This is a genomic window from Dyadobacter sp. (assembly GCF_017744695.1).
Taxonomy (GTDB): domain Bacteria; phylum Bacteroidota; class Bacteroidia; order Cytophagales; family Spirosomataceae; genus Dyadobacter.
On record NZ_JAGIAS010000006.1, the window covers coordinates 466,298 to 481,143 of the forward strand.

The window sequence follows — 14,846 nt, forward strand, 5'->3', positions numbered from 1 at the left end:
TTTAATTGATCAGCATTTGGTTAACGGCCGAAAGGTTGCTCAGATAGGCCGATGGCGTAAGTCCGGTGAACGATTTAAAATCCCTTATAAAATGCGACTGGTCGAAGTAGCCCGCGTCATAAGCAATGGAAGTGAGCGGCAACTTGTTTTCTCCGATTAGTTTGAGGCTCGTTTTGAAACGGTGGATCTTATCGAACGACTTGGGCGAAAGGCCGGTGTGCTGGTAAACCAGTTTGTGCAAATACCGGGTCGTAATTCCGAACGTGCCGGCTGTCCGGCCGATATTATTTTCACTAGGGTCTTTCGTAAGGCTTGTCAGAATGCGGGCGATTTTATCCAGCCGGTCTTGCCGCCGTGATGCGCGCATGAGCTTGCCGGTGAAAAAGTCGTCGAGCAAGGTAATGCGTGCGGCAGCCGAATTAGCTTCTTGCAAACGGCCGTGCAAATCCCGGATATCCTTGCCCATCACATCGGTCAGGTCGGAAACCTGATCGTTGAAAATCCCGATTTCGTCGTCCAGTAAAAACGAGGTAGCATGCGTGAAGAAGCGGACGCCGAGCATCAGGTGTGCACCCGACGACCGGATGGGCAGTGGGCGCGTGATTTGTCCCCAGAGTTCAATGGCCGGATTTTTATGGAAGCTGTTTTCTTGAAAAGATTCCCAGATGCCGTCGCCCAGGTTAAAAATTACCTCCATGTCGCCACTGGGAAACACCGTATCCTCATAGGCCGCATTGCCCTCGGATTCGAAGATGTAATAGTGCCGAATGTACGGGGCTAATATTTGGGCTGGTTGAAAATGCTGAAATTCCATGTTTTGAGCATTTAGGTTGCTTCTCCCGGTGCCCGCTTTCGCGAATCAACGGGTGGGCAAATATAGATTTGGCTAACGATCCGTCATTGTATAAAACGGAACAAATCAATGGGCCACAACATTCCAATAACTGCTGAGAATGTGACTCAACTGCCCATGCTGGTCACCAGCGTTTTCAGAAGCCCATGCGACGATCCCGTCTGGTCGTATCAGCAGGGCGCTTAAATCAAGCCGGTTTTTAACACTGCCAGAAATGTACCTGAGTCGGTCACCATATTCATTTGCCAGTGTTTGAAGTGATGCATTTGTATTCAAGTCAAGGAGTATCATCCGGCCATCGTGCATCAGCTCGCCGATTTTGATACCATCTTCAAACTCAAAGTCGGGAGTACTGCGCCCCATGATAGGGTGGCCTCCGCCGAGATCGTAACGCGTGTGGACGCCCCAAATTCTGCCCGCCATGTAGGTGGCGCCGTCACGGGTGTTGATAAGGTCGCGGAGAATCGCGTACAGTGCACGTGCGTGCGGGGCAGGCTGCATAATGGCCACCTGCGCGCGTGACCAATCGAGAATTTGTGCACCGATCGGGTGGCGTTCGGTGTGATAGCTGTCCAGTAGCTCGTCGGCAGCGTGGTTTTGAATGGTGGCGGCGAGCTTCCAGCCGAGGTTCATGGCATCGCCCAGGCCGAGGTTGAGTCCCTGACCACCCAGCGGAGAATGAATATGTGCAGCGTCGCCGGCCAACAATATCCGGCCGTCGCGGTAGCGGGTAGCCTGGCGGGCCCGGTCGGTCCAGGTGGTAGCGGTGTGCAACACATTAATGGTCACATCGGTCTCCGAAACACGGCGTAAAACCTCCTGGACGTGTTCGCGTGTGATCCGCTGATCGGAGTTGTGGAATGCACCGCCATCAAAGTCCTGGATAAGTACATAGCCCGGCTGTGATTGCATGTACATGCCCGCGGAGGTGACGTTGCGCCCGGGACGAAGTTTTTCCGGATCCGCCATATCCACGAGCGTTGTATAGCCTGTGAATTCAGGTTCAGTACCGGCAAACTCAAAACCGCCCATTTTGCGCACAATGCTGCGGCTACCATCGCAGCCGACGAGCCATTTGGCCTCAAAGGACTGGTCAGCCGACCATACCGTTACACCTTCATCGGTTTGATGAACGCCGGTAACCGGAAAGCCGCGCCTGATTTCGACACCCAGGGCCGCTGCGCGACGTGTCAGGATGGTTTCAAGTTCTGCTATTTCGGATATCAAACTGGTTTCGGGCGAGCCTGGAAGGCGGTATTCCCATTGAGAAGAGTCAATATTGCCTTCCAGAAGCGGAATGCCTGCAAAATGCCCCACCTGCCTTTGGGTCCCTGGCTGGGGCGTCGCGGTGGTGTGCGGATTTTTGAGTCGCTTGTGTATTTCCAGTTCTGCGAACAGTCCGCGGCGGTAGAGTGCCTCGATAGTGGGCGCAGAGAGTCCGCGTATTCCAAAGGGAAGGCGTTTTAATGGTGAATGCGGGTTTTCGGCCTTTTCCAGGATCAAGACCGAGCATTTTGCCAATGCGAGCTCGCAGGCGAGAAAGAGGCCCACGGGGCCTGCGCCGGCAATGACGACGTCGTGTATGGATTGTTGGGTTGTAGCTTTCATATTTGGATGATTGAGCTACAAAATTCCGCAATGCCCGCGCCTCAGGCTTGAACAAACGCGACAAAATCGTTGCTGATCGCCAGTTTTCGTTTTTTTGCATTTCGTGCGAATGTGGCCGGTGTAGTACCGCTGTATCGTTTGAATTCCCTGCTCAGATGTGCCTGATCGGCGTAGCCCAGCTCGTGTGCCAGACCGGCAAGATTCGTCTCCGGGGCGTGCCAAAGGTGGTTTCGGACCTGTTCAAAGCGTATCAGCGCGGAAACGTCCTTCACCGTAAAGCCCGAAGATCGTTTGAATTTTCGCTCCAATGTACGGATCGTTGCATCGGCTGCTATGGCCACGTGACTCACGGGAATCGTACCATTTGCTTTCCGCATTGCAGCGCCGGCCTTTGCCAACATACTATCGATCGCTACTTGCGACGGTGTTTGCAGAAAGTATTGTTCCAATTCTATAATGACCTCATTGACCTTCTCCGAGGCCATTAGATTATCGAGTTTTGCTTGAAGTTGCGCTACGGGATGCACGAAGATGTGCACACCAGTCTTTCCGGAGGGAGGGAGTCCAAGCAAGTCGAATACTGTCCAGGGGAAGCACCTGACACCAATGACCTGCAAACCGCCCTTTGTCTGAAAAATAGCGGGCTGATTGAGCAAGCCCATCAAAAATGGGGAAGGCAGCGGCAGCAAGCGGTCATTTTCGGAAATAGTATGAAGCGTTCCGAAATAGAAAATGATTTCCGCATACCCATCCGGCTCGACCTGGAAAATGGATTCCTGATCTCCGAAGTAGCGGTTATCATACCAAAAGCATTTGATAATATCCCGAAGTACCTCGGGTGGTTCAAATTCCTGGTGCATGGTGCAAGATAACGCGCGCAAGAAGGGAGCGCAACAAAAAAGGAGCTGCGATTGCTCGTAACTCCTTGGGAAATTTTAGTACCGGGGACGGGAATCGAACCCGTACGGGCGTTTCGGCCCACAGGATTTTAAGTCCTGCGTGTCTACCAGTTCCACCACCCCGGCAAAGCCAGGTACCGGTACCAGTGAAGAGAAAAAAAGCACCGTCTCCGGTGCTTTGCTCTCTCTGAGCGAAAGACGGGGTTCGAACCCGCGACCTCGACCTTGGCAAGGTCGCGCTCTACCAGCTGAGCTACTTTCGCGTATTTTTCATAACCGTTCCCGATTATTGTGGTGCAAATGTAGGGACGTCTGGTATTTGACGCAAGTTTTTGATGAAAATATTTTGGTAAAAAATCTCACAAAAACATTAACAAATTGTAAATCAATTGGTCTGTGCTGAAATTTTTTTCACTAAAAAACAGCATAGGAGGGAAATAGAGGCATTTTGCCTTTGAATGTGCTCATCCTACCGAAACAGATGTAATGTAAGCTTCATTTACCGCCCGTCAGTTTTCACCTATCCACTTCATATTTTGTTTACCTTTGCCTCCTTTAACCCGCGTAGGCTGCGGCTCACGGGCATGGCTCGGTTTTAGTAGAGGTCCGGCCTGTTCTTTTAAAACTAAATTTGCTTGTTCATGTTTTCCAACGAAGTGTTGTTTTTTGGAGGTTTTATTCTGGTGATCAGCGTCATGCTGCTTTTGGATCTGGGTGTTTTCAACAAAAAGGACCATGTGGTCAAGTTTGGTGAGGCCGCTGCCTGGACTGTCGCCTGGATAGCGCTTGCGTTGGCTTTCTACCTGGTCATCAATACACACGGCGACCTGGTGCATGGCATGGACAATTATGGGCAGCTCGAAGCGATTAAGAACAAGTACGCGCCGCATTTGAAACTCATACCGGGCGATTTCGAGGAAAGCCTCGAACTCTACCGGAAAAACATGTCGTTGGAATTCATTACCGGTTATTTGCTGGAATACGCGCTTTCTGTCGACAATATTTTTGTTATCATCCTGATTTTCTCGTCGTTTGGTGTCCGGCCCAAGTACTTCAAAAAAGTGCTTTTCTGGGGTGTCCTGGGAGCGATCATCATGCGTTTTATATTCATTTTCGTAGGTTCGGCGCTCATGCAGCGTTTCGAATGGATCATCTACATTTTTGGTCTGTTGCTGGTTTATCAGGGAGGTAAGATATTTTTCGAAGGGGGGGAGGAGGAGAAGATCGATCCCGCGAAGCACCCCGTCGTGAAATTTGCTTCCAAATACCTGCCCGTGTTCCCTCGCTATGTACATGAGCATTTCTTTGTGTTGAAAAAGGGTAAATGGCTCGTTACACCGCTCTTTGTGGTGGTGTTGATTGTAGAATTTACCGACCTTATCTTCGCTGTGGATTCGGTGCCAGCGGTTTTCTCGGTGACCAAAGATCCCTACGTGGTATTCTTCTCCAACATTTTTGCGATCATGGGATTGCGATCGATGTTCTTCTTTCTGAGCAACATTATGGGCCTTTTCCGATTCCTTAAATATGGTTTGGGGGTATTGCTCGTCTTCATCGGCAGCAAAATGCTCGCGCACCATTACCTCGAATCTATCGGGTTCAAAACCGTGTATTCGCTGTATGTGATCATCGGTATTCTGGCAGTGAGCATCCTGGCATCGGTGATCGTTCCTGAAAAAAAGGAGGTTGAGGACGAGGTCTTATCCAATAGTTAGGCATCGGGCAGCGTTTTGAGTACCTATGAGCCGGATTCTTAAAGCCTATTTAAAACGACTTACCAATCTTAGTACCCGCAACAAGTCGTTGTTACTTACGAGCTTGTCTGCCGAACAGTTCCTGGATTTCCACGATACGGACTTCCTGTTGTCTAAACCGTCTATCGATGTGTTGAAACAGGTGATCCAGGGAAACAACCGGGTTGCGTTGTGCGATGTGGCGGATCCGCGTTTTGAGAAAGTAAACGAAACTAGCAAGCGGGTGCGCAAAATAGCGCGTACCGAACGCTTTATCGAAGAGGAGAGAGGTTCGCGGGATCTGTACGTGGGCTATCCGTTCGTGAAGGGTAAGCTTTCCGACGGAACGCCAATCCACGCTCCATTGCTGTTTTTCCCGGTGACCTTGCGCATGGATCGTGAACAATGGTGCCTGTTTGAGCGTGATGACAGCAATGTGGCTATAAATCAAAGTTTCGCGCTGGCGTATGGGCATTTTAATGAGGCAAAAATTCCCGATGAGGTGCTCGAAAAGTCATTCGAGGATTTTCCTAAGGATTTCCTTGAATTCAGGACACAGCTCTATGAATGGTTGAAATCGACCCCATTCAAAATCAATTTTAATCAACAGCTTTTTGAAGATAAACTTGTCGCATTCAGCGGGGAAAAAAGTTCGGACATTGTAGCAAATGAGCGTAATGGCGAGCTGAAACTCTATCCCGAGGCTGTTCTCGGCATTTTCCCGCAAGCGGGCTCCTACCTGGTCCCGGATTATAACAGGCTGCTGGACCTGGAAGAGACGGAAGGTTTCAAGATCCCTTTGATTGGTTTTTCAGGTGAATCGGAGGTAGATGAAAATGATTTTGAACCAGAACTTCCGGTGCGGGAACGCAGGCAGGCGAGGGAGGAGGATGTACTGACGCCATTTCCGGTAGACGAATCCCAGGAAGAGATTATCCTGGCCGTCAAATCCGGTAGTTCGGTGGTGGTGCAGGGGCCGCCGGGAAGCGGCAAATCGCAGTTGATCTGTAACCTGATTGCCGATTTTACGTCGAAAGGGAAGCGTGTTTTATTGGTATGCCAAAAGCGGGCAGCACTGGATGTGGTTTACCAACGTCTGGCGACTACCGGTATGAGGGATTTTACCGGTCTTATCCACGACTTCAAAAATGACCGCTCGGCATTGTATGCCCAGATTGCGTCCCAAATAGAAAAAGTGGAGACCTATCGCCAGCAGAATTACAGCCTCGATTCAGTATTCCTGGAAAGACAATTTACCCAGGAAAGCCGCGCGATCGATAAGACGGTGGAGGAACTGAATGGCTTCCGCTCCGCATTGTTCGATGAAAAGGAGTGTGGTGTGAGTATTAAAGAACTGTATCTCACGAGCGATCCCAATGCCCCGCATGCCGATATGCGCTCGTACTACCGGCAATTCAGGATCGATACCTGGGATGGTTTCAAGAGACATTTGAAAACCTATTCCGACTACGCGTTTTTGATCCATCCTGACCATCCGTGGCGTAACCGACGGAGTTTTGCCGCATTTGGCATGGCAGAGTTGAGGACGATGGAAAATATGCTTTCGGAATGGCCTGCTGCCTTTGAAAAGCAAACCCGTGCTTTTGAACAAATAACGGGTGTTGCATTTGAAAAGGAGTTCATTCGCAATCGAAAGGAGATTGCGGAGCGGCTCACCGACATTACCGGTCTGGTTGCTGACAACGCTTCATGGAAATTGTTAAAAAAGTACGTGGGTGCGCCGGTAAATCCACACGAGCGATTGGCATTGGTGCGGCAGGCAGTGGATGTAATGGAGGGTTTCGTTGCCGAGGGAGGTATTGAAATGTCCCTGCCGGCGTCGCAGCTGAATACTTTCGAGGTAATGCTGAAAAAGTCACTGGAAACGAAACAGTCGGCTGTTTCGGGCTTTTTCTGGGATGTTTTTAGTAAAGAAAAGAAAGAAGTAGAGCGGGTAGCGGCGGCCAATGGGCTGACGGTTTCCCTCGAACACCTGGTGCGGCTGGAAGAACGGCTCAGAAACCGCAGGCAGCTGGAATCCTGGTTGCAACATGCTAGCCTGGGTTTTGAACCGGTATTCATTGATGATTTTTCGGCGGACCGTGCCGGAGAGTATCTGTCATTTTTCAGGTCGGCCGAGCGCGCCGCGGACGCGGTTGCACGTATGGATACCGGTGCGTGGAAGAAAGTTTTTCATGAAATAGTCGGTACCAATAGCCAGCTTGACCAATTCTTGGAAACCATTCAAAGTCTCAGGCAATGGCTGGAAATATGGGGCCGCATGGAGAAAGCGATGTTGCCCTACCTGCTGCCAGAGCAGATAGCCGCGCTGATCGACGATCCCTCGGGTTATAGCGGTGTTTTGCTGGAAGCGCTCCGTAATGATTTTGACTCGCTGGCCGATATGGACCGGTTGTGGGAAGAAATGACGGAATCGCAACGCGGTGCTACGCAAGCGATTTTGACAAAGGGGGCGGAACTCGGTTTGACGAACGCGAACGGGGTGCTGGACGTTTTTGAAAATAGCATTAAACTGGCCTGGATCGAGCATATCGAGAGCAAGTACCCCGCACTGCGATCGGTGACGTCGCTTAAAATGAAGCAATGGGAGGATCAGGTGCAAGGTAGTATTGCATTGAAACAAAAGCTGAGCTCGGATATTACCAATATTAAATTGCGTGAGGCCACTTATGAAGATGTAGAAAAGAACCGTCTGGGGAACCGGGTGACGTACCGCGAACTTGGGCATCAGGTGACGAAAAAGCGCAAGATATGGCCGATCCGTAAATTGCTCGAAAACTACGCCGACGAAGTATTTGCCCTCATACCTTGCTGGATGGCTTCGCCGGAGGCGGTTTCCGCCATTTTTCCGATGGAGAACGGGTTGTTCGACCTGGTTATTTTCGACGAGGCTTCGCAATGCTACGCCGAATATAGTTTGCCGGCTGCATTCAGGGGAAAACAATGGGTGGTTACCGGCGATAGCAAGCAGCTTTCTCCGAGTGATCTTTACCGCGTGCGGTTCGAAGACAGATCAGAGGATGAAGAATATTCAGCTGCGATTGAAATCGAGTCTTTGCTGGACCTGGCCGGGCAATCGCTGGATCACTACCAACTGACAGGCCATTACAGGAGTTTGTCACTGGACCTCATTGATTTTTCAAACCGGAATTTTTACAAGAATAGCCTCAAACTGCTGCCCGACTTTCATAAAATCAACGACCGCGAGCCGGGCATTCAATATATCAAAATGGAGGGTGTCTGGAAGAACAATATCAATACTACCGAAGTAGAGGAAGTACTGCGACTTATCCGCGAGCTTGCGCGAAGTGGAAAGAGCATTGGTGTGGTGACTTTCAATTTTTATCAGCAGGCGGCCATTCAGGATGCATTGGAAAAGGAAGTCGCGTTACCGGAAGGCCTTTTCGTAAAGAATATCGAGAATGTGCAGGGAGACGAGCGTGATATTATCATTTTCTCCATGGGTTACGCGCCGGATGAGAAAGGGCGCGTTTCGATGCAGTTTGGTACGCTGAATATGCAGGGTGGGGAGAATCGCCTGAATGTGGCCGTAACGCGCGCCAGGGAGAAAATTTACTTTGTAACAAGCCTATGGCCGTCGCAGTTGCAGACGGAGCAAACCGCCAACGAGGGGCCGAAACTGCTCAGGGCTTATATGGATTATGCATTGCAAGTGTCGGAAGGTAGGTTTGAACCGGTACCGCTTGCCACCGGGCAATTCCGCTCCGACTGGTTGCTGAAAGAACGATTGGTGCGACAAAACGCCGCATTTGAAAAGGAACTTCCATTTGGCGACATTACCATTAAAGAAGAAGGGGCCTACAAGGGTTTGGTACTTACGGACGACGATCTTTACCATTATAGCAAGTCGTCCAAAGAGCCTCACGCTTATTTGCCCCTTCTGTTGCGGTTGAAAAACTGGCCGTTCAGGCGCGTTTACAGCCGCGAATATTGGTCGGGAAACCTCAAAAACGGTGTATTATAGTTCCTTGATCCGGATATTGCGGTAAGAAACTTTGTCGCCGTGGTCTTGCAATGCAATCTTGCCTTTGGAAGATGCACCAAATCCTTGCCAGGTTTTGAACTTGCTATTGGCAACGAGCTTATCCCATTCAGCGCCCTGAGTCGGGAATTCCACTACTTTTTTGCCGTTCAGCCAGCTCTCACCTTTGCCATTTTTGATGATCACTTTTGCTTTGTTCCATTCTCCGGCAGGCTTCACTGCTGTGAAATCGGAGGGAGGAAGCATATCGTACAATGAACCGGCTTTGTGGTTACCTTCTTTACCGGCTTTGGCATCAGGGTGTTTCGCATCGTCGAGCACCTGGATTTCCGGGCCGGTAGAGTACGGGCAGCAGTATTTTTTGTCTTCTATCACATGGTAGATGATCCCGCTGTTACCACCTTCCGCGATTTTCCATTCGAGTTCGAGTTCAAAATCGCCATATTCTTTGTCGGTAACGAGGTCTTTTCCACCTTTTTCGGCCAAGACCACGGCTCCGTCTTCTATTTTCCATTGTGGCAGAACTTTGTCCTGTTGCCAGCTATGCCAGCCTTTCAGGCTTTTGCCATCGAAAAGGGTAACCCATTTTCCCTTTTGGGCTTCTGCATCATTCGAAAATGCCAACGCAGCCAGGGCGAGAACGGATGCTTTTCCGAAAGCCTTCCATTTTGTACAATTCATGTTTCGCTTGTTAAAGTTTTAGTCCACAATATTAAGTACTTTTTGAGTTTTCAAAGGCATATTTGGATCGAAAGTTGGCGGCTCCTATTTTTGGGAGTAGCTCAAAATAATCCGACAACCTATCCACATGGCTTCTATATTTTCAAGAATCGTAGCAGGGGAGATCCCTTGCCATAAAATCGCCGAAACAGAGGATTTTCTGGCGTTTCTCGATGCATTTCCTATTGCGCAAGGACATACGCTTGTTATTCCCAAAAAGGAGGTGGACTATCTTTTCGACCTTGACAACGATTTGTACACCGGCTTATTCCAATTTGCCAAAAGCATCGTCCCTGCATTGGAAAAGACAGTTCCGTGCCTGCGCATTGGCGTGAGTGTAATCGGTCTGGAAGTACCTCATGCACACGTGCACCTGCTCCCGCTCAACAGCATGGCTGACGCCGATTTCAGCAAGAAAATAAAAACGTCGCAAGAAGAACTCGCGACGCTGGCTGAAAAGATCAGAAGTAATTTATGAGGCTCAGTAAAACGAAAAGTCTTTTCGTACACCCAGCATGAATCCGTAGGTTTTGCGGTACAAATCGCCGATATCCGCCGCGTAGGCTCCTTTGACGGTCAAGCCGCCAAGTACGTCGAGTTTGGATTGCATCATGAGCATTCCGGAGAACTGCCTGGGTGAGCCGAGGAATGGTTCGAGGTATGCGCCGCTATTCTCGGAGAAAGAGAATTTACCCATCCACTGCACCTTCCGAAACAATGTGCCTTCCAACCCAAGGTGGAACATCATGACGCGGTTATTGCTGGTGAAGTTGTCGGCGTAATTCGGCCATTTCCACCTGGTCTGCGAAGTTGGAGGGATAAACGGCGTACCGATCGTCCTGTCGTAATAGCCCCAGCCATCGCGGACCTGCTGGTTGTTGAAATAGTTGTCGTGCCCGCGTTTTTTGCCATCCGTCAATACAAAATCGTCACCACCCTGATCCTTGGTATACAGAAATTCCAGAACGGCCGCATTGATCTCGAAATTGGCTCCATAGGAGTTTTTACGTTTGATCCTGGCACCATAAAGGCCATCTTTGAGCCCTGTCAGGTAAAACAACGAGCCGTCTTCGTAAATGAACTGCCTGTAAAGGAAGATGCTGGTCTCATAGGTCTCTACTTCCATTGCGAGGTCAATCGAGCCAAGGTGATTACCAATCCGGCTGGTGCTGTCGAAATAGGTAATATCATCGCCGGTGCCGCCAATAGACCCTAGGACCGCGTTGACGTAGTTCTTGAATCCGGTAGGCATTTGCAATGATTCACCATTAACGCCCAGGTTCTTTTTCAATTTTCCACCCCATTGAACCTGATGATTGAAGCCTCCGTAAAGTTTCAGCAATGAATTGGCCTTACCGATGCGCAGATAGAATGCCTTCTGATGGAATTTCAAATTCTCCGTAATAGGCCTGCTATTTTCGAATAAACCGTCGGAGTAAAATGCCTGAAACGAAAGCCAGCCTTTTGTGAGCGGCACAGGCACGAACCGCGTAGTTCCAAAGTAAATTTTGGGGATCGGCAACGCATTACCCGACCAGGCGTAAGAGCCTGAGCCTATCGTAGAGTCTGCGAGGCCCAGCGCCTGCTTCTTGCGCCCAACGTACAGCTCCCAGTTTTTGTATCGCAACGTCACGTGTGCTTGCGGAAGAATGAATTTGTTGGTTTGTACAAAATTACCAACGGCTTCCACACCCGCGCCAACACGCCACTCATTGCGGGTTTTGTTTTCGGATATGGTCCAGTAATGCTCCAATCCTGCACGCGCGCTTAGGTTCGGGCCGGTTTTAGGTACTATTCCGTATTGGTTGGATTGTATCCAGAATGGCGTGTACCCATTGGTACTACCCATTCCGACGAATTCCACGTAGTTGGTAGTCGAGTCGGTGTAGATTACGGGTTCCTTGATCTCAGATTGGGAAAAGCCAAGGATGGGCACTAGTAGTAATATGAATAAAAGAAATCTCATAGGTGTGCCCTCACGCTTTGTCCATAATGTGTATAATAGCCAACAAAAATAAGTATAACTTTTCTATTATCATATTGAACATATACGTCGCTTAGTTGCTAAACCGATTAATCCAGAAAGCCGCTTTTCCGCAGGCCTATGGCTAACCCGTAAGTGTTGGGATACAATGTGCCAATATCCGACGATAATGCGGAATAAACACTGCATCCGTTGAAGATATTTAAGTTTTTTTCAGCACCCAGCCACAATGATACTTGCTGTTTGACTCCCCGGAAAGGTGTGAGGAAGGAGCCAGAATTCCGCGAGTAAGTGCCGCGGAACGACAATTTCAAATGCAGCCAGGTGGCAGTTACTCCTGTATGAAACGCCCAGAAATGATTATTATTCGTGAATTCTGAATTATTGCGCGGTAAGTTATTGTCGGTAGTGGCCGATGCCGGGGCTAATGGGGTGCCGATACCCGAACCATAATACGACCAGCCGCGTCGATATACGTAGCTGTTGAAATAGTTTGCCCTTTCGAACAATGCGAGTTCAGATATCGGATAACGGTTGACCTGATTGTTCGTGCCGATCACTTCGAGCAGAAACGAGTGAAATGCAAAATAGGAAGAACCTTTCGGAAGCGGTTTTGTACGTTTGACGCTCAACCCGTTCAACCCATCCTCAAAATTGGTAACTTTAAAAAGAGAGCCGGTTTCATAGATATTCTGGCGGTACAGAAAGAAATTCCAATCCTTCCCATGCCATTCGCCACCGATGTCGAACGTCCCGAAATGGTTGCCGACCTTTTTATAATCGAGCGTTTTACCGGAAATCGTGTACCAGTAGGCTTTCAGCATATCGAGACGATACAGGGGCATTGTTTCCTTCTCGCCGCCCCAAATCGCCTGGTGATTGGCACCGAGATAGATACGGTAGCGATGGGATTTGTTGCCTAGCCGGAAATCGAGTTGTTTTTGATGCAGGTAGGTATCCGAAATGCGGGGAACGCTGCCGTAGTTAATGTCGCTGGCGCCGAGGTACCCATCGGAGTAGGTAAATTTAAGCGAGACGAAGTTGTTGGTAAAGTAAAGCGGCAGGTACTCCTGAATGGCCACTTGCACCCGGGGGTAGGGCCTTGCATTCCCGGCCATTGCCAGTGAACCGGAAGAAAGGGTCGTGTCAACGAGCCCGGCGGTCATCCTTTTCTGTCCCGCGAGAATTTCGACTTTACCGATTTTTACTGCGGCATACAGGTCGGATAGAAAAACATTCGCCGTTTTGCCGTAACTGGCGATCCCCTGGATACCGGCGCTCCATTGTATTGGCCGCGGGTTATGTGGATTATAAATCTTGTAAATCCCCGCGTCGACAATGCCAAAATTGCCGTTTAGGGGAATGCTGCCGTTTTGATTGGCATGTTGCCAGAATGGAGTCTGGGCCGTTGCCCCGGCCGCCATTACCGATGCTTTATAGTATACTGTCGAGTCCTGGGCTTGTAATTTGAAAACGATGAGTAACAGATAAAGGGGCAGGTAAACTCGTATCAGGAAAAATAGGGACGACATTGAGTAAGACAGGGAAATAGTTCAGCCGAGTATGTAAAATCTTAAAGTTACCAGATAAACCCGGATTTCCGCCAACTGACCATTACCGCTATATTTTGTGTATACAGCCTGCCAAAATCAGAGGCTAAACTTAAACCGAAAACATCTCTTTTCGCGCTCAAAAGCGGCGCCTCAACTCTCAGTAGCAGAGAAGTTTGGTTCGCAACCGGCCTGATAGGATCGTCATAGGTGCCTGAATTTTGGGAAAAGCTGCCTTTAAGTAAAAAATTGAGCTTTTTCCATGAAGCCTCGGCGCCAAGATGGTAGGCGATGATCAGGTTGTTAGCAGTAAAAAGGTTTTTGGTCGTAAAAAGGTTATCTCGCGTGGTTGTTTGCGGAGCGATCATCGGTGTGCCGAGGCTTCGCCCGCGATACGACCACCCCTGGTTGTAAACGTAATGATTGAAGTAATTATCTTTCCCGAAAATGCCATTCAGATAATCGAATATCGCGCCGCCCTGGTTTTTGGTGTAGAGAAATTCAAATAGCAGGGTGTTGAACCGGAATGCGGGGACGTTTTCGCTTTTTTGCCTTCTTTTGAATCGCAGGCCGCTCAAACCGTCGGAAACCGTGGACAGGTTGCTGAGGGAGCCATCTTCATAAATCGTTTGGCGATACAGAAAAATATCCCAACGTTTTCCCTTCCATTCCGCAGCAACATCGATCGTTCCGAAATGATTTCCTACACGGCTATGGCTCCAAGGCTTCCCAAAGACAACATATTCGTAGGCTTCGGCCCTTTTGAGCCCCCCGGTAAAAATCTTGTCTTCTCCCCCCCACATGGCCTGATGGTTAAAGCCGCCAAACAAATTGAGCCTATGCGTACGCTTGCCGAGTTTGAGATAAAGGGATTTTTGATGTAGATAAATATCGGGTACACTGGTGACGTTGCCATAATGTACCGCTGCCGAGCCGAGAAGCCCGTCGCCGTAAGAAAACTTGAAAGAAAAAATGTCGTTCCCGGGGATCAGGTTGACAAAGTTGGGTGTCGAAAGCTGGATCTTAGGATAGGGACGGTAGTTGGGCGACATGGCGATGGGGCCCATCGTGAGCAGGCTATCGCCCAGGCCCATAAATTCCTTCCTCTGGCCAACACTTAATTCTACCGGTCCGGCTTTGCCGGCAATGAACAAATCGGTAAAAAATGCATCGGATTTCTTACCGGCATAAGCTATTAGCTCAGCGCCTCCCGCCCATTGGAAGAAGCGGGGATTGTTTCTGTTATAGATCCTGTGAAAACTGGCTGCACCCTGCACAAATGAGCCCTTTTCGAGGAGCGATGCATTCTGATTGGCATACAGCCAAAGCGGCACACCGGCAGTTGAGCCCGCTGCATTGATTCCCGCGGAGTAGAAAAAGGTAGAATCCTGTGAGTAGCTTTCAGCGCAAAGTGCTGCCGAGAACAGCAGCACATAAAAGAATTTCCTCATTCCAGGACTATTAAGAATTTACGA

At 49.5% G+C, this 14,846-nt stretch carries 10 protein-coding genes and 2 tRNA genes; 3 read left to right on the forward strand and 9 right to left on the reverse strand.

The features are described from left to right. Position 1: 1 nt before the first annotated feature. The 5 genes from J7619_RS22665 to J7619_RS22685 form a co-directional block, all read right to left on the reverse strand. A complete protein-coding gene (locus J7619_RS22665) occupies positions 2-814 on the reverse strand; it encodes a helix-turn-helix domain-containing protein (RefSeq protein ID WP_291204077.1) in 813 nt (270 codons plus the stop codon). Positions 815-919: 105 nt separating this feature from the next. After that, positions 920-2,461: an FAD-dependent monooxygenase gene (locus J7619_RS22670; protein WP_291204080.1), complete on the reverse strand. Its 1,542-nt coding sequence runs from the start codon at positions 2,459-2,461 to the stop codon at positions 920-922. A 41-nt stretch (positions 2,462-2,502) separates the two neighbouring features. Next, positions 2,503-3,321 carry a helix-turn-helix domain-containing protein gene (locus J7619_RS22675; protein ID WP_291204083.1) on the reverse strand — a complete coding sequence of 273 codons (819 nt, stop codon included), beginning with the start codon at positions 3,319-3,321 and terminating at the stop codon, positions 2,503-2,505. Between the two features lie 79 nt (positions 3,322-3,400). Then, positions 3,401-3,486: transfer RNA gene (locus J7619_RS22680), tRNA-Leu, on the reverse strand. A gap of 64 nt (positions 3,487-3,550) precedes the next feature. Further along, a tRNA-Gly gene (locus tag J7619_RS22685) sits at positions 3,551-3,623 on the reverse strand. Between the two features lie 378 nt (positions 3,624-4,001). Between J7619_RS22685 and J7619_RS22690 the strand changes: the two genes are divergently transcribed. Both J7619_RS22690 and J7619_RS22695 read left to right on the forward strand, forming a co-directional pair. Next, complete coding sequence (locus tag J7619_RS22690; RefSeq protein ID WP_291204086.1) at positions 4,002-5,075, forward strand: TerC/Alx family metal homeostasis membrane protein; 1,074 nt, start codon at positions 4,002-4,004, stop codon at positions 5,073-5,075. A 25-nt stretch (positions 5,076-5,100) separates the two neighbouring features. Then, the gene (locus tag J7619_RS22695; protein ID WP_291204089.1) at positions 5,101-9,099 is read left to right on the forward strand and encodes an AAA domain-containing protein; all 3,999 of its coding nucleotides are present in this window, start codon (positions 5,101-5,103) and stop codon (positions 9,097-9,099) included. On the opposite strand, the gene J7619_RS22700 is transcribed toward J7619_RS22695, so the two are convergent. Then, on the reverse strand, positions 9,094-9,798 hold the full coding sequence (locus J7619_RS22700) for a DUF1080 domain-containing protein (RefSeq protein WP_291204092.1): 705 nt from the start codon (positions 9,796-9,798) through the stop codon (positions 9,094-9,096). The two genes, J7619_RS22695 and J7619_RS22700, sit on opposite strands and share 6 nt — an antisense overlap. A gap of 127 nt (positions 9,799-9,925) precedes the next feature. Between J7619_RS22700 and J7619_RS22705 the strand changes: the two genes are divergently transcribed. Further along, a complete protein-coding gene (locus J7619_RS22705) occupies positions 9,926-10,315 on the forward strand; it encodes an HIT family protein (protein ID WP_291204095.1) in 390 nt (129 codons plus the stop codon). A gap of 3 nt (positions 10,316-10,318) precedes the next feature. Here J7619_RS22705 and J7619_RS22710 read toward each other — a convergent pair whose 3' ends face one another. The 3 genes from J7619_RS22710 to J7619_RS22720 all read right to left on the reverse strand — a co-directional run bounded on the left by J7619_RS22710 (position 10,319) and on the right by J7619_RS22720 (position 14,822). Next, positions 10,319-11,803 carry a capsule assembly Wzi family protein gene (locus J7619_RS22710; protein ID WP_291204098.1) on the reverse strand — a complete coding sequence of 495 codons (1,485 nt, stop codon included), beginning with the start codon at positions 11,801-11,803 and terminating at the stop codon, positions 10,319-10,321. 107 nt (positions 11,804-11,910) lie between these two features. After that, positions 11,911-13,353 (reverse strand): capsule assembly Wzi family protein, encoded by a 1,443-nt coding sequence (locus tag J7619_RS22715; protein WP_291204101.1) that lies wholly within the window; start codon positions 13,351-13,353, stop codon positions 11,911-11,913. A gap of 47 nt (positions 13,354-13,400) precedes the next feature. Further along, positions 13,401-14,822 carry a capsule assembly Wzi family protein gene (locus J7619_RS22720; protein ID WP_291204104.1) on the reverse strand — a complete coding sequence of 474 codons (1,422 nt, stop codon included), beginning with the start codon at positions 14,820-14,822 and terminating at the stop codon, positions 13,401-13,403. Positions 14,823-14,846: the final 24 nt, after the last annotated feature.

Bases quoted from the DNA above. Each gene is read 5' to 3' on its own strand.
- J7619_RS22665 (WP_291204077.1), bottom strand. From the start codon at position 814: ATGGAATTTCAGCATTTTCAACCAGCCCAAATATTAGCCCCGTACATT.
- J7619_RS22670 (WP_291204080.1), bottom strand. From the start codon at position 2,461: ATGAAAGCTACAACCCAACAATCCATACACGACGTCGTCATTGCCGGC.
- J7619_RS22675 (WP_291204083.1), bottom strand. From the start codon at position 3,321: ATGCACCAGGAATTTGAACCACCCGAGGTACTTCGGGATATTATCAAA.
- J7619_RS22690 (WP_291204086.1), top strand. From the start codon at position 4,002: ATGTTTTCCAACGAAGTGTTGTTTTTTGGAGGTTTTATTCTGGTGATC.
- J7619_RS22695 (WP_291204089.1), top strand. From the start codon at position 5,101: ATGAGCCGGATTCTTAAAGCCTATTTAAAACGACTTACCAATCTTAGT.
- J7619_RS22700 (WP_291204092.1), bottom strand. From the start codon at position 9,798: ATGAATTGTACAAAATGGAAGGCTTTCGGAAAAGCATCCGTTCTCGCC.
- J7619_RS22705 (WP_291204095.1), top strand. From the start codon at position 9,926: ATGGCTTCTATATTTTCAAGAATCGTAGCAGGGGAGATCCCTTGCCAT.
- J7619_RS22710 (WP_291204098.1), bottom strand. From the start codon at position 11,803: ATGAGATTTCTTTTATTCATATTACTACTAGTGCCCATCCTTGGCTTT.
- J7619_RS22715 (WP_291204101.1), bottom strand. From the start codon at position 13,353: ATGTCGTCCCTATTTTTCCTGATACGAGTTTACCTGCCCCTTTATCTG.
- J7619_RS22720 (WP_291204104.1), bottom strand. From the start codon at position 14,822: ATGAGGAAATTCTTTTATGTGCTGCTGTTCTCGGCAGCACTTTGCGCT.